This window comes from Acetobacter cerevisiae (assembly GCF_001580535.1).
Lineage (GTDB): Bacteria > Pseudomonadota > Alphaproteobacteria > Acetobacterales > Acetobacteraceae > Acetobacter > Acetobacter cerevisiae.
Window position 1 is genome coordinate 1 of record NZ_LHZA01000116.1, and the last position, 21,427, is coordinate 21,427.

A 21,427-nucleotide genomic window follows, 5' to 3' on the forward strand; every position below is an offset into this window, starting at 1 on the left:
GAAGGGAACCTTCTGGCCGGTCGTCTGACCGAACTGATGATGGCGTCTGATGTTCTGCCCCCTCAGCCGCCTGCTGTGCTGGATGGATTGCTGAGCGCCGTGCTGGCCGAAGACCGTGTGGCCGTGCGGCGTGGGGTGGAACATGCTGCCCTGCATCCGCGAGTGTTGATCTGGGGTTTGTTCGAAGCCCGATTGCAGACGGCGGATGTGGTTGTTCTGGGTGGGCTTGCAGAAAATATCTGGCCTCCTGCGGCAGATGCCGGACCGTGGATGAGCCGCCCCATGCGTCAGCGCGTCGGTCTGCCCTCGCCAGAACAGGGCGTAGGACAGGCGGCGCATGATTTTTTTGCCAGTGCCGCTGCGGCGGGGGAGGTTGTGCTGTCCTGCCCGCGCCGGCGCGATGGTGCGCCAGTGGTGCCGGCCCGCTGGATTTCACGTCTGGATGCGTTTTTATCCGGACGTGGCCTGACAGTACCGCCGCATCCTGCGCTGGAGTGGTTGCAGGTGCTGGACCGGCCGGATGGCCCGGCGCAACCTGTTGCCCCGCCGCGCCCCACGCCGCCCGTTGCTTTGCGTCCTCGTCGGTTGAGCGTGACGGAAATCGAGACATGGATGCGCGACCCATATGCCATTTACGCGCGTCACGTTCTGAAACTTCAGCCTTTGCCGGAGCTGGAAGAAGCAGCTGACGCTTCAGATTATGGGATGATTGTGCATGATGCGCTGGAAGACTGGTTCCGGACACATGGCACAACATGGCCCCCGCAGGCGGAAGCCGGATTGCAGGAGGCTTTCCGGAAAGCCTTGCTTAAACGCACTCTGCGTCCGGCGTTACAGGCCTGGTGGGAGCCCCGGCTGATGCGCATTGCCTCATGGGTAGCACATGCGGAATCGGCTTTGCGCGAAGAGGCGGGAACACCCGCTGCTATTTGCACGGAATCTCGCGGACAAGTGGATATTCTGGATGCGCCCCATGGCGCGTTCCGGCTGGTCGGGCGTGCGGACCGAATTGATTATGATGCGGAAGGCCGCGTGATTGTGCGCGATTACAAAACCGGCACGCTGCCTTCCGTGCGGGATGTGCGCTCCGGCTGGAGTCCACAATTACCCCTGGAAGCTGCAATGATTTTGCGAGGTGGCTTTTCCGGCCTGCCCGGTACGGCGGATATTGCCGGTCTGGTGTACTGGCGGCTGACGGGGGGAGCTGACCCCGGAGAGGAAGTGGCGATCAAGCCGGAAGGGGACGCCTCTCTCACTGCCTTGGCAGAGCAAACATGGCAGAGCCTGCGGGACCGTATCTGCGCGTATGACAACCCGGCACAACCTTATCTGTCGCACCCGCATCCCGGTCGGGAACCGCGTTTTGCGGATTATGCGCGTCTGGCTCGTGTGCCGGAATGGAACACGGCGCGGGTGGAGGATGAGGCATGAGTGGCAGCCAAACGATGTTAAAAAATCCTGCATTTTCAGAAGCAATTGATCAGGCTAACCGTCAGCAGGCTCTGGCGTCTGACCCAACGGCGTCGGTTTTTGTCTCGGCGTCCGCAGGGAGTGGTAAAACCAAACTGCTGATTGACCGTCTGCTGCGATTGATGTTGCCGCGTTCCAATCCCGCAGGGGGAGAGGTTTTGCCGGGCAGCCCACCAGCTCGTATTTTGTGTCTGACCTTTACCAAGGCCGCTGCGGCAGAAATGGCGATCCGGCTCCAGACGCGCCTTGGCCGCTGGGTGACCTTGCCGGATGATGCACTGAACAAGGAATTGCAGGGCTTGTCCGTGCCCTGCACTGAAGAAACACGCAGGCGGGCTCGGGCATTATTTGCAGAGGTTCTCGATTTGCCGGGCGGGATGCGCATTGGCACCATTCACGCTTTCTGTCAGTCGCTGCTGCGGCGCTTCCCGCTGGAAGCAGCCATGAACCCGCATTTCACTGTGATGGAAGAAACCGATGCTACACTGGCCTTGCAGGGCTGTGTGGAAACGGTGCTGGGGAATAGCCCGACAGCGAGCATTGCACCCTTGGCTGGACAAATCAGCCTCGGGGATTTCGTTAATCTGGTCGGTGCGCTCCGCCATGATTCACGAGCAGAAGCTATTCGGGAGCGGGTGCTGAAACTGCCAGCTCTGCTGCCAACCATTCTTTGCCGCGTGTTAGGCTTGCCGCAGGGAGCGTTGAAGGGGAGTGATGCGGCGCAAATTCAAGCGGCCTGCACGAATTTTCCGGGTGAGGACCGCTTGCGGGCGCATATTCCCACACTAGTGGATAAAGGGACGGAGACCGTTAAGGCGACGGCATATCGTCTTTTGGACTGGCTGGCTTTGCCTCCAGTTGAGCGGGCTGCGCAGTGGGATGTATGGCGGAATGCTCTGCTCACAAAGGATGGAAAGCCTCGCAAACGGGGTTTGATTACCACAAAACTAGCGAATGATTACGCAGATCTGGCGACGGCTCTTGAGCGGGAAGCTGCGCGGATTCTTGAAGTGGAAGAAGCTTTGCGGGCCAGACGGCTGGCACGGCTCGGTCTGGCGTTGCTGAAAACAGCGGCTCCGGTTGCGGCTTTGTATGATATTCGCAAGAGCCAGCGCGGACTTGTTGAGTATGATGATCTTATACGTCGTACACTTGGGCTTTTGCAACGGCCGGGCGCAGCGTGGGTGTTGTATAAGCTGGATGGCGGAATTGACCATCTGCTGCTGGATGAGGTGCAGGATACCTCTCAAGAGCAGTGGCGTATTGCGGGCGATCTGACGGCAGAATTTTTTGCGGGTGAAGGCACACATACGCGGGAGCAGGGGCCACGCACCGTCTTTGCTGTGGGCGATTATAAACAGTCTATCTACGGTTTTCAGGGAGCCGACCCGGAATCTTTCCGTCTGTGGCGGCGGGAATTCAAAAACCGTGCAGCTTTTGCGTCCCTGCCCTGGCAGGAGCCGGATCTGACAGTCTCTTTCCGTTCTACCGCTCCGGTTCTTGCTTTGGTGGATGCGGTATTTTCCGTGCCGGATGCTGCGCGTGGCGTGGCGGAAGAAGATGGCCGTGCCATGCGCCACCTCACAGCCCGACCGGGCGAAGGGGGGCGTGTGGAACTGTGGCCGCTGGCTGAGGCGCAGATGGATGAGGAAGAGGCCCTCAGTCCATGGGAACCGCCCACCGCCAATACCACCCGCCAGAACCCGCAGCAGAAACTGGCTGATACACTGGCGCGTTTTATTGCGCGGCAATTGAACAGCCCCCCGGAAGAGGGCCCGGCACCGCTGACGCCGGGTGATGTACTGGTGCTGGTGCCGCGTCGGTCTTCGTTTGTCACGGCGCTGATCCGGGCTTTGAAAACGGAGAATGTGCCGGTTGCGACTCTGGTGCGCACAGGGCTGGCTGACCAGCTTGCCGTGCAGGATCTGATGGCGTTGTGTGGTGCGCTGCTGCTGCCGCAGGATGATCTGACGCTGGCGTGTGTGCTGACGTCTCCTCTGGGAGGCCTCTCAGATGAAAGCCTGATGGTGCTGGCAACCGGGCGCGGCAAGGCGGAGCCGCTCTGGTCCGCCTTGCGGGAGCATCATGCAGAGCGCCCAGACTGGACGCAGGCCTGGCAGATGCTGGATGGCCTGTTCCGGCGTGTGGATTATCTGACCCCGCATGAACTGCTGTCCGAGGCTCTGGGACGTTCCGGTGGTCGCGCACGGTTGCTGGCCCGTCTGGGGCCGGAGGCCGCCGAGTCGATTGATGAACTGCTTTCGGCAGCTCTGCGCTATCAGGATATGCATCCGCCTTCTTTGCAGGGCTTTCTGCACTGGCTGCGTAATTCGGAAGAAACTGTGAAGCGCGAGGCCGAAGCCGGGGGCGATGCTGTGCGTGTCATGACCGCGCATGGGGCGAAGGGGTTGCAGGCGCGGCTGGTCATTCTGCCCGATACGGTGGGCACACCCCGGTTTGAGGATCGTCTGTTCTGGGTAAAGGACGGTCCAACCGGGCTGGACGTGCCGCTTTATGTGCCACGGGGTGCACTGGCCGTGAGCGTGACGCAAAAGTTGCGGGCGGCCAGGCAGGCCAGCGCGATCGAGGAATATAACCGCCTGCTCTATGTGGCGCTTACGCGTGCTGCAGAACGTCTGGTGGTCTGTGGCTGGAAGCCGGGGCGCGTGGTGCCGCCGGAAAGCTGGTACGAGCGGTGCCGTAAAGGGTTTGAAGTCGTCGGGGCCGTGCCGCAGGAGTGGGATGCCGGCGGCTGGACGGGCGAAATGCTGGTGCTGGAGGAAAAACCCCAGCCGCGTGTCCCTAAAGAAAGCCCGAAAGACCAGTCGGCCAGTCAGTTGCCGGTTGCGGCCTCCCCGTCAGTTTTGCCCGCATGGCTGGGGCATGCCCCCACGTGGCAGGGCATGCCGCCAGTGCCCGATGCTCCACTAGCCCGGCCTCTGGCGCCCAGCCGCCCGGACGATGCCATGCTGGGGCCATTGCCCCCGGTCCGCTCTCCGCTGGATGTGGCCACGGTCACGCCCGCTGCGGCGCGTGAGGCGGCCTTCCGGCGCGGCACACTGGTGCATGCGCTTTTGCAGTATTTGCCCGCTTACCCACCAGAGCAGCAGGCCCAGATGGCGCATGTCTGGCTGGGGCGCCCTGCCAGCGGACTGAAACCGGAAGAGGCCGCAACGCTGGCCGAACAGGTGCTCGGCGTGCTGGCGCTGCCGGATCTGGCCCCCTTGTTCTCCCAGCAGGCGCGGGCTGAACAGCGTCTGGCCGGTGTGGCAGGTGGGCAGGTGATTGTGGGGCAGGTGGACCGCATGATTCTGCTGCCGGATAAGGTGCTGGTGTGTGACTTCAAAACCGGGCGGCACACGCCGCGCACCGTGGCGGCCACGCCAGTGTTGTATCTGCGCCAGATGGCGGCCTACCGGGCTTTGTTGCAGGGGTTGTATCCCGACAAACCAGTCCGGTGCGTGCTGGTCTGGACGGAAGGGCCGCGCGCGGATGTGCTGCCCGATGCCTTGCTGGATCTGCATGCGCCGGGGGGCGGCTCATACAGCGCATCTTGACCGGATGCGCTGGCCCCTTAAGTGTAGAGAGACACAGAAGGGGATGGGGAACCGTTTGCACGCAGCTGGGTTTGGCCCTGCACGACGCACCTGCGTGATCCGTCCCTTAAACCAAGGAAGAGACAATCCATGAGTGAACATACACGTGCTGTTACAGATTCCAGCTTTGATGCCGATGTGCTCAAGGCTTCTGGTCTGGTGCTGGTTGATTTCTGGGCAGAATGGTGCGGTCCGTGCAAGATGATCGGCCCGGCGCTGGAAGAACTCGGCAAGGACTTTGCGGGCAAGCTGACGGTGGCCAAGATCAACATTGATGATAACCCCGTCTCCCCCAACACTTATGGTGTGCGCAGCATCCCGACCCTGATGCTGGTGCGAGATGGTCAGGTGCTGGACACCAAGGTGGGCGCTCTGCCCAAAAGCCAGCTGAAAGCCTGGGTTGAAGGCGCTCTGTAAGGCGCGTCTTACAGCCTGACGTGCCGTCCCGCCGGGCCATAGTGCTTGGCAGGACGGCGCAAGCAGCGTAAGGCACGCTGCAACAGGGCTATGTTCTCTTTTTTTGATTTATCGCAGTTGCAGGGTTCAAAATGAGCTGGATCACCGAATACGTCCGTCCCAAAATTCGCGGCCTGCTGCGTCGTGACGTGCCGGATAATCTGTGGACCAACTGCGAGTCCTGCAGTCAGATGGTTCTGACCAAGGAACTGCACCGCAACCTGAATGTGTGTCCCCATTGCGGGCACCACATGAAAGCGCCGGTGGCTGACCGTCTGGCCTGGACGTTTGATAATGGGGAATGCACCCAGATCGAACTGCCGCCAGCCCCGGTGGACCCGCTGGGCTTCCGTGACCAGAAAAAATATACCGACCGCCTGAAAGACGCCCGCGCCAAGAGCCAGCTGGATGAATCCCTGATTGTTGCCCACGGCACCATCGGTGGTCACCCGAGCGTTGTGGGTGTCATGGCGTTTGAATTCATGGCAGGTACCATGGGCGCGGCCTTTGGTGAACGCTTTGTGGCCGCCGCGCGTCTGGCCGTGCTGCAGAAATCTCCGCTGGTCATTTTCACGGCGTCCGGTGGCGCGCGTATGCAGGAAGGTGCGATCAGTCTGATGCAGATGCCGCGTACCACCATTGGCGTGCAGATGCTCAAGGAAGCGGGCCTGCCTTATATTGTGGTGCTGACCAACCCGACCACGGGCGGTGTGACGGCCTCCTTCGCCATGCTGGGCGATGTGCAGATTGCCGAACCTAATGCCTTGATCGGCTTTGCTGGTCCGCGCGTGATTGAAGATACCGTGCGTGAAAAACTGCCCGAAGGCTTCCAGCGGTCGGAATACCTGCTGGACCACGGCATGCTGGACATGGTGGTGAAGCGCAAAGACATGCGGGAAACACTGGCCCGGATCATTGGCTTGCTGATGCGCACGCCTGTTCCGCCTGAAGGCGATAAGGTTGCGCCCACGCCTGCCGCTACGGTTGTGCCGGATGCCGCCCCTGCGGCACCCGCTGCCTGAGCGATTGGCGCGTGACATCCTCTTCTGGCGGCTCTGCCCCGACAACTGAGTTTTCTGGCCGCACCGGAGAAGTGCTGGAGCGCCTGAACAGCCTTTACCCGGCGTTGATTGACCTCTCGTTGGGGCGGCTGGAAACCCTGCTCGGTAAACTGGGCCATCCGGAAGATAAACTGCCGCCCGTTATCCATGTGGCGGGCACCAATGGCAAAGGCAGCACCTGCGCCACGCTGCGCGCCATTGGCGAGGCAGCTGGCTGGCGCGTGCATGTCATGACGTCCCCCCATCTGGTGGATGTGACGGAGCGGTTCCGCATTGCCGGAAAGCTGGTGAGTGAAACCGAACTGGTCGCCACACTGGAAGAAATCGAACAGGTGAATGCGGGCGCGCCCATCACCGTGTTTGAGGTGCTGACGGCAGCGGGCTTCCTGCTGTTCTCTCGCCATCCGGCGGAACTGGCCATTATCGAGGTTGGTCTGGGTGGCCGGTGTGACGCCACCAATGTGCTGAAGCACCCGGCGGCCTGCATCGTTACCTCTGTTTCCATGGATCATGAAGCGTTTCTGGGGAACACGCTGGAAGCGATTGCCGCGGAAAAAGCCGGTATTTTCAAGGCCGGTGTTCCTGCCGTAACCGGCGCGCAGCCGGATGCCGTGCGGCGTGTGCTGGAAGCGGAGGCCCGCAAGGTTGGCGCGCCGCTCGCCTGCCGTGGTGAGGCCTGGCAGATTGCCCCGGCATCTTCTGCTGGTGTGTCTGTACCGGATGGCAGCCTGATTTTTACCGATTCACAGGGCACACTGACGCTGCCAGCCCCCGCTCTGACGGGCCCATGGCAGATGGAAAATGCCGGTCTGGCTGTGGAGGCTCTGCGTGTTTCTGGTCTGAGTGTGCCGGATGCTGGCTGGCAGGGCGTGGGCAAGGTTTCATGGCCTGCACGCATGCAGCGCCTGCACGGGAAACTGGCGCAAAGCCTGCCCGCAGGGTGGGAGTTGTGGCTGGATGGCGGACACAACCGCGGCGCGGGTCATGCTCTGGCGCAGGAATTGCAGAAATGGGGCGATGAACCCCTGCACCTTCTGGTCGGCATGAAACAGACTAAGGATGCCACGGGCTTTCTGAACCCGGTTCTGCCTTACGCCACCACACTGTGGGCTATCAGTGAACCCACGCAGCATCTGGCCCTGCCGGTTGAAGCAATTGTCGAGGCTTCAGCAGGCAACGCGCAGGTTGGCCCGACGCTGGTAAAGGCGTTGGAAGGCCTTAAGGCTCAGTCAGACGGCAAACCCGCCCGCGTGCTGATTTGCGGTAGCCTGTATCTGGCCGGTGTGGCGCTGACGCAGGATGGCTGGACGCCGGGTGCGTAAAAGCGCGCCTCTGGCTCATTGAGAGCAGGCAAAAAAGCATTTCTTGAAAATGGGAAAGAATGGTGCCCCCATTCAGATTTGAACTGAAGACCTACCGCTTACAAGGCGGTTGCTCTACCACTGAGCTATAAGGGCACAGCACATGACGTGCAGGGGCGGATTAAAACTGTAAAACGCGCGGCGCGTCAAGATCCGCTTTTCGATCTTACCGTAGTTTTTTGGTTGTGTGGATATTGCATCGAACCACACGCTGGCGCATCTAGTCGCTTATGTCGCACTCTGCCTCAGCATCTTTGCCAGCACTCTCTCTGCACGATAGTCAGCGCCGCGCGACCGTGCCGTTCACGCCGCTCGATCCGGAGCATGTGAAAGTCTATTATTGTGGGCCCACGGTCTATGATCTGGCCCATATCGGCAATCTGCGCGCTATGTTGACGGCAGACGTGCTGGTGCGGTTCCTGCGCCATGCCTATCCGCGTGTGACCTTTGTGCGGAACATCACGGATGTGGATGATAAGATCACCGCCCGTGCCCGCGCCAATGGGGAAGATATTGGCTCCCTGACGCAGCGCACCACGGAAGAATTCCATCAGGATCTGGCCGCCATGAACGTGCTGCCGCCGGACATTGAACCGCGCGCCACGCATAATATTGGTGAAATGCAGGCGCTGATTGCCCGCCTGATTGAAAACGGCCACGCCTATGAGGCGGATGGCCATGTGCTGTTCTCGGTCGCCTCTTTCCCGTCTTACGGCGCATTGTCTGGCCGGGACCCGGAAGAACTGGTGGCCGGTGCCCGCGTAGAAGTGGCGGGCTACAAGAAAAATCCGGGTGACTTTGTGCTCTGGAAACCCTCGGATACGGACCAGCCGGGCTGGGAAAGCCCGTGGGGTCGTGGGCGTCCCGGCTGGCATATTGAATGCTCGGCCATGTCGCACCGCTATCTGGGGGAGAGCTTTGATATTCACGGTGGCGGGTCGGACCTGCTGTTCCCCCACCATGAGAATGAGCGCGCCCAGAGCCTGTGCTGCTTCCCGCAGGGCAAGTTTGCCAATTACTGGGTGCATAACGCCATGCTTCTCGTTGAAGGCGAGAAGATGTCGAAATCACTCGGCAATTTCCTGACGATTCGGGATGTGCTGAAACAGGCACCGGCGGAGGCCCTGCGTCTGCTGCTTCTGGGGGCGCATTACCGCTCCACGCTGAACTATACGCAGGCCGGTTTGCAGGAATCCCGCAAGGTGCTGGACCGGTTCTATCGCGCTCTGGCCGCAGGCCCTGTGCCGGAGGTTGCTCCGTCAGAAGCGGTCATGAAGGCACTGGCAGAAGATCTGAACACGCCGATGGCGATTGCTGAACTGCATGCTCTCGCCGGTCAGGCACTGGCAGGCGACAGACAGGCTGCCGGGGCTCTGAAAGCTGGCGCAGGCATGCTCGGGCTTTTGCAGGAAGACCCGGAAAAGTGGTTCAAGGGCGACAGTTCGGATGAAGATGCACAAATCGACGCCCTGATTGCCGAACGTGCAGCCGCCAAGAAGGCTCGGGATTTTGCAAAGGCTGATGCCTTGCGTGACCAGCTACAGGGGCAGGGCATTGTGCTTGAAGATACGAAAGACGGCACCATCTGGAGGCGCGCATGACCGGGCGTGACGGCGGGGCACCGCTGGAGCCTGTTGGCAACACGCCGGTTGTGATTCTGGTGCGTCCGCAGCTTGCGGAAAATATTGGCACCACCGCGCGGGCCATGGCCAATGGCGGGCTGTTTCACCTGCGGCTGGTCAGCCCGCGGGATGGTTGGCCGCAGGACCGCGCCTGGCGAACCGCCTCTGGCGCGGACCGGATTCTGGAAGCAGCCACGGTGCATGAGAGCGTGGATGACGCCATTGCGGATCTACACCACGTTTTCGCCACTTGTCCGCGCCCGCGCCACATCGTCAAAACGGTGATGACGGCACGCGGCGGGGCTGCGGAATTACGCGCTGCCACCAATCGGGGCCTCAAAGTGGGCCTGCTGTTTGGGCCGGAACGTGCTGGCCTTGATAATGAAGATATGGCGCGGGCGGATGCGCTCATTCGCTACCCGCTGAACCCGGCCTTCATGTCGCTCAATCTGGCGCAGGCCGTCATGATCATGGCGTATGAATGGTGGATGGCGGACGATCAGACCGCGCCGCGCGAACTCATGACCAACGAGACCCATGTGGCCACTAAAGGCGAGCTGGAAAACTTCATGGGGCATCTGATCCGCGAACTGGACGAGTGCGGCTTCCTGCATAACGAGCAGAAGCGCCCCGGTATGGTTCGCAATCTTCGGCACTTTTTTACGCGTGGGGAAGTTACGGAGCAGGAGCTGCGCACGCTGCATGGCGTGGTGCGGGAGCTGGCTCACCCGCGCAGAAAATAACGGGTGGCGGGAAAACTCTTTTAAAAATGCTTTAAATGCTCAGGCCGCTCTGCCCGTAATAGTGCGGTCTGGCAGGTGCGGGGCAGACCTGCGGAAAATCTGCCCCGGCACAAGGAAATCAGTCAGCCGCCAGCGGCATGTTGCGGTGCGCCATGGCTGTCGTCACGTGGTCTTCCAGAGCAGCCGTTACCTTGTCTGCCTGTTTGGCAAAGATATGGTCTGCATCGGGGAACACGCGGTAGTCCACCGTCACACCCTTCTGGGTGTTCAGCTTGTCTACCAGTTTGTGGATGGCGGGTTCCGGAGCCATGTCATCCTTGCCGCCTGCAATCATCAGGCCGCCACAGGGGCACGGAGCCAGAAAGCCAAAATCATAATACGTGGCCGGGGGGGCGACGCTGATCCAGCCGGTAATTTCCGGACGGCGCATCAGCAGTTGCATCCCCACAAAAGCCCCAAACGAATAACCCGCAATCCACAGACCGCTGGCATTCGGGTTGACCATCTGCATCCAGTCCAGAGCGGCGGCGGCATCGGAAATTTCACCAATCCCACCGTCATACCGGCCCTGAGACCGCCCGACACCACGGGAGTTGTAGCGCATGACCGAAAAGCCCATTTTTTCAAAGGACCGGTACATAGCGTAGGTAATGCGGTTGTTCATTGTGCCGCCATGCAGCGGGTGCGGGTGCAGCACCAGTGCCAGGGGGGCATTGGGCTGGTTGGAATGGTGGTAACGCCCTTCAAGACGCCCGTCCGGGCCGGCAAACATAACCTCAGGCATTCGGGTTCCGCATTGTTTTGAAATGCGTCCGTGGGCATGACGCATCCCGGTTTGGCAGATGCTCCGGCAGGCGGCGATGCCACGCTACAAGCCGGTGCGGGCGGGTCAGGCGGCCCGCAAAACATTCTTAAAAACAGGCCACCCACCGCCGCATGCAGGAAAGACGCGGCTGAGAAAGGTCTGTTATGGACATGGTATCATGCAGGAGGCAGGAAAAGGGGTGAGGCGCAAAATCTGAGATTGACCTTGTCGCCGGCAGGGGCATACTGCTCCTGTGTTGTCTTGTGGCCACCAAAGACACCGGAAAACAGACATTCCATGCTGGCCCACCTTGCTGCACTGTATGGTATCGACCATGTGCCCTTCTATAAGGGGTGTGCAGTCATAATTTCCACATAAATCGTTCTAATGGCTGTTTTGTGCCCCTTGCAGGGGAGCGCACGGACAAGTGAAGACAATCGGACAGAACCAGCAACTGGCCGGAAAGAGGAGCAGAGTATGAGTCTCTGGACGCGCAGCGGGAGTGAGACGCCGCGTAGGATTTATCTGGATGCCAACGCCACGGAACCGCTGCGGCCGGAAGCGCGCGAGGCCATGCTTGCGGCGGCTGACCTGACAGGCAATCCGTCCTCCGTGCACCGGGCCGGGCGCATGGCGCGGGCCGTGCTGGAAGATGCGCGGGATCAGGTTGCAAAAACCCTTGGTGTGGCCCCGCTGAATTGTATTTTTACATCCGGTGGAACGGAAGCCAATGTTCTGGCCATGCACGGGCTGGGGCAGGGCAGGCGCTTTTTGGTCGGCCAGACGGAACATGATGCCGTGCGCAAGGGCGTGCCGGCAGGCGCGCCGCTGACCTGGCTGCCCGTGGACACTGCCGGTCAGGTGCGGCTGGATGTTCTGGAAGCCGAACTGGCGCAGGACGGTCCGCCTGCCTTTGTCTGTCTGATGCTGGCCAATAACGAGACGGGTGTTCTGCACCCGATGGCGGAGATTGTGCGCCTTTGTCGAGTCTATGGCGCACATGTGCATGTGGATGCCGTGCAGGCCGCAGGCCGCATGGCGTTGTGTGTTGAAGAGATGGGCATGGATAGCCTTGCCTTGTCTGGCCACAAAATGGGTGGCCCCAAAGGTGCTGGGGCTTTGCTGCTGCGTGGTCCGGCTCCCGCGCGTCTGGACCCGTTGTTTGAAGGGGGCGGTCAGGAACAGGGCCGCCGAGGCGGTACCCCGCCATTGCCAGCACTGGCGGGGCTGACGGCTGCCTTGCAGGCGTCTCTGGCCCAGCCTGCTCAGCCGCTTGCAGTGTTGCGAGGCAAGCTGGAACAGGCGGCGGTTGCCGCAGGCGCTGTGGTGAACGGCGGTGATGCACCCCGGTTGGCAAACACTACCAATCTGTCCTTGCCGGGGCGCAGAGCGCAGGGGCAGCTGATGCGGCTGGATCTGGATGGCGTGTGTGTCTCTGCCGGGTCGGCTTGCTCATCCGGCAAGGTTGCGGCCTCTCATGTGCTGGATGCCATGGGGCTGGGAGATCTTGCGGCGCAGGCTATTCGTGTGTCCCTGCCCTGGAATGTGACGGAAGACGACATAAATCAGTTTATCCGGGCTTATGGGGCTATGGCGCAAAGTGCTGTCCCGACCATTGCGGGCTAACCAAAAAGGGGAGGACATGGACGAGCTTTATTTCGATCATGCGGCGACCACCCCGTGTGACCCCCGCGTAAGGGCCGTGATGCTGACTGCTCTTGAAGAAGAGAATGGGAATCCGCACAGCAGCACCCATGCTTCGGGCCGGAGGGCTGCGGCACTGGTGGATACAGCAAGGGCGGAAGTTGCAGCCCTCATTGGGGCTGACCCGCGTGAGATTATTTTCACGTCCGGGGCGACCGAGGCCAATAATCTTGCCATTAAAGGGGCTGCACGTCATCTGGCGGCACAGGGCAGCCCGCGCCGCCGGGTGATTACCGTGGTTACCGAACATAAATGCGTTTTGGAAAGCGTGCGGGATCTGGCTCAGGAAGGATTTGAGCCGGTTATTCTCCCTGTGGATGCCAATGGGGTGCTGGACTCGGCTGTTTTGAAAAAGGCGCTTGAGGTCCCGACCGCTCTGGTCTCCATCATGGCGGCGAATAATGAGACGGGCGTGTTGCAGGATGTGGCAACACTTGCCCCGCTGGTGGAGCAGGCCGGAGCCTTGCTGCATTCGGACCTTGCGCAGGCGGCGGGGAAAATTCCGGTTGATGTGCGACGCATGGGTCTGGCTCTGGGGTCCATTTCTTCACACAAACTGTATGGCCCTAAGGGCGCTGGAGCGCTGTTTGTTCGCCGCCGTCCACGGGTGCGGTTGCAGCCCCTGTTTTCAGGCGGCGGGCAGGAGCGCGGGCTGCGGTCCGGCACATTGCCGGGTTTTCTACTGGCCGGATTCGGGGCGGCCTGCCGGATTGCGCGGGAAGAAGGGCCGAAAGATGCCGCTCATCTTGCGCATTTGCGGGACGTGTTTCTGGCGCGCGTGAAACGCAGCCTGCCGGGGGTTGTGGTCAATGCCGTAGCAGCGCCTCGTCTGCCGGGTTTGTTTAGTCTGCGTCTGCCGGAAGGCCTAAAGGCGCTGGACGTAATTGCCGCCATGCCGGGGCTTGCGGTGTCTCTGGGCTCGGCCTGTTCTTCGGCGAAAATCGCCCCGTCGTATGTGCTGGAGGCCATGGGGCTGGGGCGCGATGAGGCCGGAAGAAGCTTGCGTCTCTCCCCCGGACGTTTTACCTCAGCCGCCGAGGCGGAGCGCGCGGCGGACAGGCTGGTGCAGGCCGCCATGACAAAGACAGCCTTGGCAGGATAAAAAACGAATGCCCCAGATGACGTTTGTTGAACAGGACGGAACCGAACGCACGGTTGATGCGCCGCTCGGCCTTTCTGTGCTTGAAATTGCCCACAAGCATGGCATTGATCTTGAAGGAGCCTGTGAAGGCTCTCTGGCCTGCGCAACCTGCCATGTGGTTGTGGACCCGTCCTGGGCGCCGAAACTGGCTGCCGCCACGGATGATGAAGAAGATATGCTGGATCTGGCCTTTGGTCTGGAAAAAACGTCCCGCCTTGGCTGCCAGATTGTCATGACAGAAGCACTGGATGGTCTTGTTGTGCGCCTGCCGCGCACGGCCTGAACACCGTTTACAGAGAATAAAGGGGACGCGCCGATGCGCATTCTTGTGGCCATGTCCGGGGGGGTGGACAGTTCCGTGGTTGCCGCCCGCCTTCAGGCAGAAGGGCACGAGGTAATCGGGGCGACCCTTCAGCTTTATGATTCCCGCGGTGCAGCCAAAAAAGGCGCGTGCTGTGCCGGGCAGGACATTCGCGATGCCCGTGCCGTGGCCGACCGTCTGGGATTCCCGCATTACGTGATTGATGCGGAACGCCGGTTTAAGGACAGCGTGATCGAGCGGTTTGCTGATGCCTATGCGGCAGGTGAAACGCCGGTGCCGTGCGTGGCCTGTAATCAGGGCGTGAAATTTACCGACCTTTTGGGGCTGGCGAAGGAAATCGGGGCCGACGCCATGGCCACCGGCCACTATGTGCGCCGTGTGGAAGGCCCGAACGGCGCGGAACTGCACCGCCCGGTTGATGAGGCACGGGACCAGTCCTGGTTCCTGTTCGCCACCACGCGCGAGCAGCTGGATTTCCTGCGTTTCCCGCTGGGCGATATGCCGGACAAGGCCGCCGTGCGTGAGGAAGCCGAGCGGTTCGGGCTGGTTGTGGCGGGTAAGCCCGACAGTCAGGATCTCTGCTTTGTCAGCGATGGGTCCTATGTGGACCTCGTGGAAAAAATGCACCCCGAGATGGCTGGTCCCGGCGAGATTGTGGATAGCTCCGGGCGTGTTGTCGGCCAGCATGAAGGCGTGATGCGCTTTACCGTCGGGCAGAGCAAACGGTTGGGTAACGCGGCCCGGCTGGATGGTGAACGCCAGATGGTTGTGGGTGTGGAACCGGGCCGCAGGCGTGTGGTGATTGGCCCGCGTGAGGGCTCTTATGTCAGCACACTTTCCGTGCGCGATGTGAACTGGCTGGTAGATGCCCCGCCAGAAGGGCTGGTCTGCCGCGTGCAGATGCGGGCGCGGGAAGAGCCTCGCCCGGCTCGTGTTGTGCCGACTGCGGAGGGCGCGACTGTTCTGCTGGAAGAACCCGCCATGCCCGCCCCCGGTCAGGCCTGTGTGTTTTATGATGGCAGCCGCATTCTGGGCGGCGGATTTATTCGCCGGGCGGAGGCAACGTCGGCGGCCTGAAGGAGAGAAAAAATGGCAGACGGACGGCTTGTTATTGGAACGCAGCGCTATTCTTCATGGTCTCTGCGGGGCTGGCTGCCGGTCCGGCTGGCCGGACTGAATGTCGATATTGATGTCATACCTCTGGCGGGTGGCGGTAAGACGACAGCCCTTAAAACGCTCTCTCCCAACGGTTGCGTGCCGTATCTGGAACATCATGGTGCCGTGGTGTGGGACTCGCTCTCTATTGCGGAATATTGTGCGGAGCAGGACCCTGACCTCTGGCCCGCAGACCGCTGCGCCCGCGCCGTTGCGCGGTCCATTTCTGCTGAAATGCATTCCGGTTTTCGCGCTGTAAGGGCTGCTCTGCCCATGAATCTGGGCCGCGATAAACGTCCGCCTGCTGCCGGGTTTGATGAGGACGTGTTGAAAGACATCGCCCGTATTGATGCCCTCTGGACCGATGCCCGTACCCGTTTCGGGCAGGATGGTGCATTTCTGTTTGGGGCAGGGTTTGGTAATGCCGATGCCATGTATGCCCCCATCGTGGCGCGTTTCCTGTCCTACGATGTGCCCGGCCTTTCCGATATTTCCCGCCAGTATATGGCGGCCGTCCGCCAGCATCCGCTTATGCAGGAATGGTACGATCAGGCCGCGCAGGAACCCAAAGACTGGTATCTGGACGTTTATGAATCTCTGGCCTGAGCAGGGCCATTTTTCTGTGATGTTTTGCCAGATATGATGGCGCGTTCCGGCATGGGGCCGCCAGCGGCTCCCACACCCACCGAAGCAACCGGAGGAAGCGGCGCACAAGGCACGCTTTCAGCCTTGCGCGTTCTGACGGTGCTGACTCCAAGAGAACGCTTTGCGCCGGGTGAGGCCGGGGCCATTGCGCTGCTGGTGCGGCGCATGGCGGATAGTGCGGAAACCGTCGTGGGGCTTCCGCCTGTCGGGCAGTCCTTTGCCGGGGTGCGGTTTGTGCCTGTGGTGCCGGTCTTTCGGCCTTTCAGCCGTATTCAGCGTTATGCGGCGGGCGTTGCGCGTGTGGCCCGGTCTGTCCGGCCAGACCTGATTGAAGTCCATAACCGGCCCGATGTTGCTCTCGCGTTGCGCAAAGCCTGCCCCGGCCTGCCGATTGTGCTGGTGCTGCATAATGACCCCTGCGGTATGAAGCGCGCCCGCACAGCGGCAGAGCGTGAGCATCTGGGGCAAGCTGTAGCGGTGGTTGCCGTCTCAGAATGGGTACGTGGGCGCTTTATCAGTCAGGGTGTGACGTCCTGCGTGCGCGTGCTGCCCAACAGTCTGGATCTTTCTGCCTTGCCGCCACCAGCGGAACAGCGTGACCCGGTGCTGCTGTTTGCCGGGCGCATTGTGGCGGACAAAGGGGCGGATGCTTTTGTGGCGGCCTGCGCCCGCATCTTGCCCCGGCACGCAGGCTGGCGCGCTGAGATGATTGGCGCGGATCGCTTTGGCTCCGATTCGCCAAAGACTCCGTTTCTCAACGCTTTACGTCCGCAGGCTGAACAGGCCGGGGTGGTGCTGCGTGGCTATCAGCCGCATGAGGCTGTGATGCAGGCCATGAGCCGGGCCGCAATTGTGGCGGTGCCCAGCCGGTGGCCGGAACCGTTTGGTATGGCGGCTCTGGAAGCGATGGGATGCGGAGCGGCCGTTGTGGCCTCGCATCGGGGCGGCCTGCCGGATGTGGTTGGAGATGCCGGGTTATATGCGGACCCGGACGAACCGGATGATCTGGCCAATGTGCTGGAACGCCTCATCACCTCGCCAGCCCTGCGAGCGGAAACCGGTCAGGCCGGCCGCGCCCGTGCCCGGTTATTTGATGCCGTCCCGATGCGGGAAAAACGTCGTCTCCTGCATGAAGACATTGTGCGGGAATGGCGCTGGAAAGGCCTGTTCCGCGCCTGATGGTGCCCGTTCAAGACCGTCCTTTGCTTAGGAAATCGTTTTTTTTAGGCCTTAGATGCCCTGCCACCCGCAAGCCTGGAGTGCTGCTTCCATGCCTTTACGGGGAGGTGCTGTGGCGGAAACTGGCGGTGCGAGCGGCAGCGTCAGGCTGCGGGCCAGCAAATGCAGCCCTTCCGGGTGCGGGTGGCCGTAGAGCGTATCCCCCAGAATCGGCCAGCCCATGGCAGCGCAATGCACACGGGCCTGATGCGTTCGCCCTGTGTGCAAAGAGAGCTCCAGCCAGCACAGCCCCTCGCCGCGTCCCAGCACACGCCAGTCTGTGCGGGCCGGAGCGCCATCGGGAGCCGTAATCATACGCCAGCCGGACGGAGCCGTTTTCTTGGTTAGGGACAGGGAGATTTCACCCCTGTCTGCGTCCGGTCCACCCTCCACAACGGCCCAGTAGGTTTTACGGGCAGTTTTGTCGGCAAAGGCTTTTTGCATGGCCAGAAGCGGCTGCTTGCGCAGGGCAATGGCCAGACAGCCGGACGTTTCCGCATCCAGCCGATGCGCGAGCCATGGTCCGTCCTTGCGGCGGGAGAGCAGAGGAAAACAGTCTTCCACACATGGGCCGCCCTTGGGGCCGGCATGCACGGGCACACCGGCGGGTTTATCCAGAATCACCACATGCTGATCCTGATACAGCACGCTGAGCGGGAAAGGGCAGGGGGCGGGTTTGGTCATTCCTCGCGGTTGGGACCCGTCAGCACCTTGCGGCGGCCGACATGGTCGGCGCGGCTGATAATGCCCTCACGTTCCATCTGCTCAATCAGCTTGGCGGCCCGGTTGTAACCAATGGACAGGTGCCGCTGCACGAAGGAGGTCGAAGCTTTGCCTTCTCGCGTCACAATGGCCACGGCTTCATCATACATATCGGATTCGCCGTTATCGCCGCCGGATTTGCCGCTGCTGGCCGGGGCTTCTTCCACCGGTTCGGACAGAACGTCATCATCATAAATCGGCTCGCCCTGTTCCTTCAGGAAGTTGACGACCTGTTCGACCTCGTTATCCGCCACAAACGGACCATGCACGCGGGTAATGCGACCGCCGCCCTGCATGAACAGCATGTCACCCTGCCCAAGCAGCTGTTCAGCACCCTGTTCACCCAGAATGGTGCGGCTGTCGAATTTGCTGATCACCTGGAAGGAGATACGGGTCGGGAAGTTGGCTTTAATGGTGCCGGTAATCACGTCCACGGAGGGGCGCTGTGTAGCCATAACCACGTGGATACCCGCCGCACGGGCTTTCTGGGCCAGACGCTGCACACAGGCGTCAATTTCCTTGCCGGCGGTCATCATCAGGTCGGCCACCTCATCGATAATCACGACGATATAAGGCATCGGGTCCAGTGTGACGGACTGTTCCTCAAACACCGGGTTGCCGGTCTCGGGGTCAAACCCGGTCTGCACGCGGCGGACAACAACTTCCCCATCTGCACGGGCTTCTGCCGCGCGGGCGTTGTAGCCTGCAATATTACGCACCTGCAGATGCGCCATGGTGCGGTAGCGGCGGTCCATTTCCCGCACCACCCATTTCAGAGCGTTCACGGCTTTGGGCGGTTCTGTCACCACCGGGGTCAGCAGATGCGGAATGCCATCATAAATGGAGAGCTCCAGCACCTTGGGGTCGATCATGATCAGGCGGCACTCATCCGGGGAAAGCCGGTAGAGCAACGAAAGAATCATGGCGTTGACGCCAACAGACTTACCCGACCCGGTGGTGCCGGCTACCAGCAGATGCGGCATGCGGGCCAGATCACTGAAGACGGGCTCGCCCTCAATATCTTTCCCCAGTGCAAGAGACAGATGCGCCGGATCTTCCCGCCAGTCTGGCTGATTGAGCAGCTCAGACAGATAAACCGTTTCACGCTTTTTGTTCGGCACTTCAATACCGATCACATTGCGGCCGGGGACGGTCGCAATACGGACACTTAGCACGGAGAGGGAGCGGGCGACGTCATCCGCCAGACCAATCACGCGGGCAGACCGGATCCCTGCGGCGGGTTCCAGCTCATAGAGCGTGACGACTGGACCAGCACTCATGCCGACAATCGTGCCCTGCACGCCGTAATCACACAGTACCTGCTCTAGCTGGCGGGCTGTTTTGGTCAGGTCCTCTTCCGAGGGACCATGTTGTGTGCGGGCCGGAGCGGGCTTCAGCAGATCCAGTGGCGGGAGTTCCCATCCGCCTTTCCGGGTCGGGGAGGAAGAAGCTTTAGCCGCTTTGGCCGGGCTGCCGGAGGTTGCTGCATCCTTGCCAGTAAACAACCGGCCCAGAAGGCCATTCCGGCCCTGTGCAGGGGCTGCGGAGGGGGCGGGCTCCAGAGTCAGGCCAGAGGCAGCAACAGGCTCTTCCCTTACAGTGGCTGCTGCCTGAGTGGGAGCAGATTCCTCCGGTTCCGGAGCATAGGCGGCAGGGGCTGCACTTCCTGCTCTGGCCGAGACCGGGATATCTTCCTCGTCCTCATCATCCTGAAAGAGGCTGTGCGCAGACCCGCTGCTGCCCTTGGCGTAGGTCGTTTCTTCTCCGCTCGCATAACCTCCCAGCGGGCCGGAGACTTCGGCGGTCTGGGGTTTGCGGCTGGCGTAATAGCGCACAAAGCGCATGCCAAGCTGGCCGGGCAGGCGAACAAGCACCATCATACCGCGCCAGAGTGTCAGCCATTCTTCACGCCGCAGACCTGTGCAGAGGGCGGTGAGCAGAATGGCGAGCAGCCCCCCGAGAATCCAGATCACCATGCCGCCGGCCGGGCCAATGGCGGCTGTGCCAGCGGAGAGGGATGTCTGGGCAATGGAAAAGCCGATGCCTCCCCCAATGCCAGCCTGTGTCGGCCAGTGGATGGGGGGCAGGGCGGTAAACAGGAGCGGAATGGCGGCAAGAAGGGCCCCGGCAACCGGAAGCAGGCAGATCAGCGCCACCACGCGCAGGGCGAACACCATTGGTGCTTCATGCCCGAGCAGACGGTGGCTGAGGAAACGCCAGCCCCAGGCCATCAGGATCAGGGACGGCAGAACAGCAGCCAGTCCGATTCCCTGTAGCAGGGTGTCAGACAGCACAGCCCCGGTCATGCCCAGCAGATTAGTAGGCGGCTGGCCAGTTGCGGTGTTAAAGGAGGGATCGTTCGGGTTGTACGTAACCAGTGCGACCAGCAAGACGCAGGCGAGCAGGCACAGCAGAATTCCTCCCCCTTCTTCAAGACGCAGACGAAACGCGCTTTTGTAAGGGGAGGGGACGTAATCGGAAGATCTTGAGTGGCTCACGCGCGCCAAGGGCCTGGATCCTGACTCCAAAAGGCCGCCCGTACCCTCCTCTGACTGAAAAGGGAGACCGGCGACGGATAGTTGATGATGGTGTTTCAGGCTGAAACAGCCCGTAACCTAGCCTGAACTGGTGTCCTAAAGAAGGTTGGGAGGCGAGTCTTTGCGCAAAACGCGGGAACAAAAGCTTATCCCAGCAAAAACCACACCCGGAAAACCAGTTGTTCGAGCTTTTTATGCCGTCTGAGCTGCTTCAGACGATGCATGAGAGAGACTCGGGAAAGTGCTCCCTTCCAGCCGGGCGTCTGCGCTTTACGCAGCAGATGCAGAGCGTTCACTGCGTCAGGCGTGAGCAGGTTCTGCCGGTTAAGCAGATACAGCGTATTGGCCCGGAAAATATTCATGAATGCGGTCGGGCCACGCTTCAGGGCAGCCAGCGCGCGGTGCAGGAACTGGCTGCGCGCCCCCACGGCGTTTTTTTCATGTTGGCGATAGAACAGAGACGGCTGATTATCCGTAAGGATGCGTCCGCCTGTGCCACTCACCATCAGGTAAGCCCACCAGTCATGCAGGAGGAATGTGGGGGCGGGCATGGCTTTGCGGAGCAAGGCGCAGGCCGCAGGAGACAGCATCAGGGTGCAGCCTGTCGCGATATTCTGCGTCATGGCGGGCAAAAAGCCGGTTGTGTCCGGCAATTCGGGAGACAAGCCGGTCGGACGCAGGTTTTTGTCCGTCAGCATCTGGCGGGTGCAATAGAGTGCTGGGGCATGCTCCGGCACCGTAGCCAAAGCGCGCAGACCACGTTCCAGTTTGTCGGGAAACCAGACATCATCCTGATCACAAAACGCAACAGAAAGGGTGGGTGGGGCTG

At 61.2% G+C, this 21,427-nt stretch carries 17 protein-coding genes and 1 tRNA gene; 13 read left to right on the top strand and 5 right to left on the bottom strand.

Annotation, left to right across the window (positions count from 1 at the left end; all coding sequences use genetic code 11):
- From AD928_RS03260 to AD928_RS03280, 5 genes are all read left to right on the top strand, one after another.
- A partial coding sequence (locus AD928_RS03260) for a PD-(D/E)XK nuclease family protein (RefSeq protein ID WP_209436651.1) occupies window positions 1–1,431 on the top strand: 1,431 nt, incomplete at its 5' end.
- Entirely contained in the window at window positions 1,428–5,027 is a 3,600-nt protein-coding gene (gene addA / locus AD928_RS03265; protein ID WP_233419919.1) for a double-strand break repair helicase AddA, read from the top strand. The genes AD928_RS03260 and addA, both read left to right, overlap by 4 nt.
- Before the next feature lie 129 nt (window positions 5,028–5,156).
- Window positions 5,157–5,483, top strand: coding sequence for a thioredoxin TrxA (gene trxA, locus AD928_RS03270; RefSeq protein WP_043549901.1), 327 nt, complete (start codon window positions 5,157–5,159; stop codon window positions 5,481–5,483).
- A 131-nt stretch (window positions 5,484–5,614) separates the two neighbouring features.
- On the top strand, window positions 5,615–6,544 hold the full coding sequence (gene accD, locus AD928_RS03275) for an acetyl-CoA carboxylase, carboxyltransferase subunit beta (protein ID WP_062248232.1): 930 nt from the start codon (window positions 5,615–5,617) through the stop codon (window positions 6,542–6,544).
- A gap of 11 nt (window positions 6,545–6,555) precedes the next feature.
- Window positions 6,556–7,905 (top strand): bifunctional folylpolyglutamate synthase/dihydrofolate synthase, encoded by a 1,350-nt coding sequence (locus AD928_RS03280; RefSeq protein ID WP_062248235.1) that lies wholly within the window; start codon window positions 6,556–6,558, stop codon window positions 7,903–7,905.
- Window positions 7,906–7,965: 60 nt separating this feature from the next.
- Here the strand turns inward: AD928_RS03280 and AD928_RS03285 are convergent.
- Window positions 7,966–8,040, bottom strand: a tRNA-Thr gene (locus tag AD928_RS03285).
- 134 nt (window positions 8,041–8,174) lie between these two features.
- On the opposite strand from AD928_RS03285, the gene cysS reads away from it, so the two are divergent.
- A complete protein-coding gene (gene cysS, locus AD928_RS03290; RefSeq protein ID WP_062248237.1) occupies window positions 8,175–9,545 on the top strand; it encodes a cysteine--tRNA ligase in 1,371 nt (456 codons plus the stop codon).
- Window positions 9,542–10,309, top strand: coding sequence for an RNA methyltransferase (locus AD928_RS03295; protein ID WP_082779712.1), 768 nt, complete (start codon window positions 9,542–9,544; stop codon window positions 10,307–10,309). The genes cysS and AD928_RS03295 overlap by 4 nt, the downstream gene beginning before the upstream one ends.
- A gap of 118 nt (window positions 10,310–10,427) precedes the next feature.
- On the opposite strand, the gene AD928_RS03300 is transcribed toward AD928_RS03295, so the two are convergent.
- A complete protein-coding gene (locus tag AD928_RS03300; RefSeq protein ID WP_025828379.1) occupies window positions 10,428–11,093 on the bottom strand; it encodes an alpha/beta hydrolase in 666 nt (221 codons plus the stop codon).
- A 498-nt stretch (window positions 11,094–11,591) separates the two neighbouring features.
- Here AD928_RS03300 and AD928_RS03310 point away from each other — a divergent pair, with 498 nt between their 5' ends.
- Genes AD928_RS03310 through AD928_RS03335 form a run of 6 tightly spaced genes read left to right on the top strand, consistent with a single transcriptional unit; the run spans window position 11,592 to window position 17,260 of the window.
- On the top strand, window positions 11,592–12,740 hold the full coding sequence (locus AD928_RS03310) for a cysteine desulfurase family protein (protein ID WP_062248244.1): 1,149 nt from the start codon (window positions 11,592–11,594) through the stop codon (window positions 12,738–12,740).
- 16 nt (window positions 12,741–12,756) lie between these two features.
- Window positions 12,757–13,920, top strand: coding sequence for a cysteine desulfurase family protein (locus AD928_RS03315; protein WP_062248246.1), 1,164 nt, complete (start codon window positions 12,757–12,759; stop codon window positions 13,918–13,920).
- 7 nt (window positions 13,921–13,927) lie between these two features.
- Entirely contained in the window at window positions 13,928–14,242 is a 315-nt protein-coding gene (locus AD928_RS03320) for a ferredoxin family 2Fe-2S iron-sulfur cluster binding protein (protein ID WP_043549910.1), read from the top strand.
- Between the two features lie 33 nt (window positions 14,243–14,275).
- On the top strand, window positions 14,276–15,358 hold the full coding sequence (gene mnmA, locus AD928_RS03325; protein ID WP_062248247.1) for a tRNA 2-thiouridine(34) synthase MnmA: 1,083 nt from the start codon (window positions 14,276–14,278) through the stop codon (window positions 15,356–15,358).
- A gap of 12 nt (window positions 15,359–15,370) precedes the next feature.
- On the top strand, window positions 15,371–16,042 hold the full coding sequence (locus AD928_RS03330) for a glutathione S-transferase (RefSeq protein ID WP_062248249.1): 672 nt from the start codon (window positions 15,371–15,373) through the stop codon (window positions 16,040–16,042).
- Between the two features lie 33 nt (window positions 16,043–16,075).
- Complete coding sequence (locus AD928_RS03335) at window positions 16,076–17,260, top strand: glycosyltransferase family 4 protein (protein WP_233419920.1); 1,185 nt, start codon at window positions 16,076–16,078, stop codon at window positions 17,258–17,260.
- A 51-nt stretch (window positions 17,261–17,311) separates the two neighbouring features.
- On the opposite strand, the gene AD928_RS03340 is transcribed toward AD928_RS03335, so the two are convergent.
- The 3 genes from AD928_RS03340 to AD928_RS14940 all read right to left on the bottom strand — a co-directional run.
- Window positions 17,312–17,983, bottom strand: coding sequence for an RluA family pseudouridine synthase (locus tag AD928_RS03340; RefSeq protein ID WP_062248252.1), 672 nt, complete (start codon window positions 17,981–17,983; stop codon window positions 17,312–17,314).
- Window positions 17,980–20,559 (bottom strand): FtsK/SpoIIIE family DNA translocase, encoded by a 2,580-nt coding sequence (locus tag AD928_RS03345; RefSeq protein WP_373320553.1) that lies wholly within the window; start codon window positions 20,557–20,559, stop codon window positions 17,980–17,982. Before AD928_RS03345 ends, AD928_RS03340 begins: the two co-directional genes overlap by 4 nt.
- 185 nt (window positions 20,560–20,744) lie before the next feature.
- Window positions 20,745–21,427, bottom strand: a 683-nt coding sequence (locus AD928_RS14940) for a glycosyltransferase family protein (RefSeq protein ID WP_062248258.1), incomplete at its 5' end; no start/stop codon positions are given.

Coding starts and splice junctions, on each gene's coding strand:
- mnmA (WP_062248247.1), top strand. CDS start 14,276: ATGCGCATTCTTGTGGCCATGTCCGGGGGGGTGGACAGTTCCGTGGTT.
- addA (WP_233419919.1), top strand. CDS start 1,428: ATGAGTGGCAGCCAAACGATGTTAAAAAATCCTGCATTTTCAGAAGCA.
- AD928_RS03315 (WP_062248246.1), top strand. CDS start 12,757: ATGGACGAGCTTTATTTCGATCATGCGGCGACCACCCCGTGTGACCCC.
- AD928_RS03295 (WP_082779712.1), top strand. CDS start 9,542: ATGACCGGGCGTGACGGCGGGGCACCGCTGGAGCCTGTTGGCAACACG.
- AD928_RS03330 (WP_062248249.1), top strand. CDS start 15,371: ATGGCAGACGGACGGCTTGTTATTGGAACGCAGCGCTATTCTTCATGG.
- AD928_RS03335 (WP_233419920.1), top strand. CDS start 16,076: ATGATGGCGCGTTCCGGCATGGGGCCGCCAGCGGCTCCCACACCCACC.
- cysS (WP_062248237.1), top strand. CDS start 8,175: ATGTCGCACTCTGCCTCAGCATCTTTGCCAGCACTCTCTCTGCACGAT.
- AD928_RS03320 (WP_043549910.1), top strand. CDS start 13,928: ATGCCCCAGATGACGTTTGTTGAACAGGACGGAACCGAACGCACGGTT.
- trxA (WP_043549901.1), top strand. CDS start 5,157: ATGAGTGAACATACACGTGCTGTTACAGATTCCAGCTTTGATGCCGAT.
- accD (WP_062248232.1), top strand. CDS start 5,615: ATGAGCTGGATCACCGAATACGTCCGTCCCAAAATTCGCGGCCTGCTG.
- AD928_RS03310 (WP_062248244.1), top strand. CDS start 11,592: ATGAGTCTCTGGACGCGCAGCGGGAGTGAGACGCCGCGTAGGATTTAT.
- AD928_RS03340 (WP_062248252.1), bottom strand. CDS start 17,983: ATGACCAAACCCGCCCCCTGCCCTTTCCCGCTCAGCGTGCTGTATCAG.
- AD928_RS03300 (WP_025828379.1), bottom strand. CDS start 11,093: ATGCCTGAGGTTATGTTTGCCGGCCCGGACGGGCGTCTTGAAGGGCGT.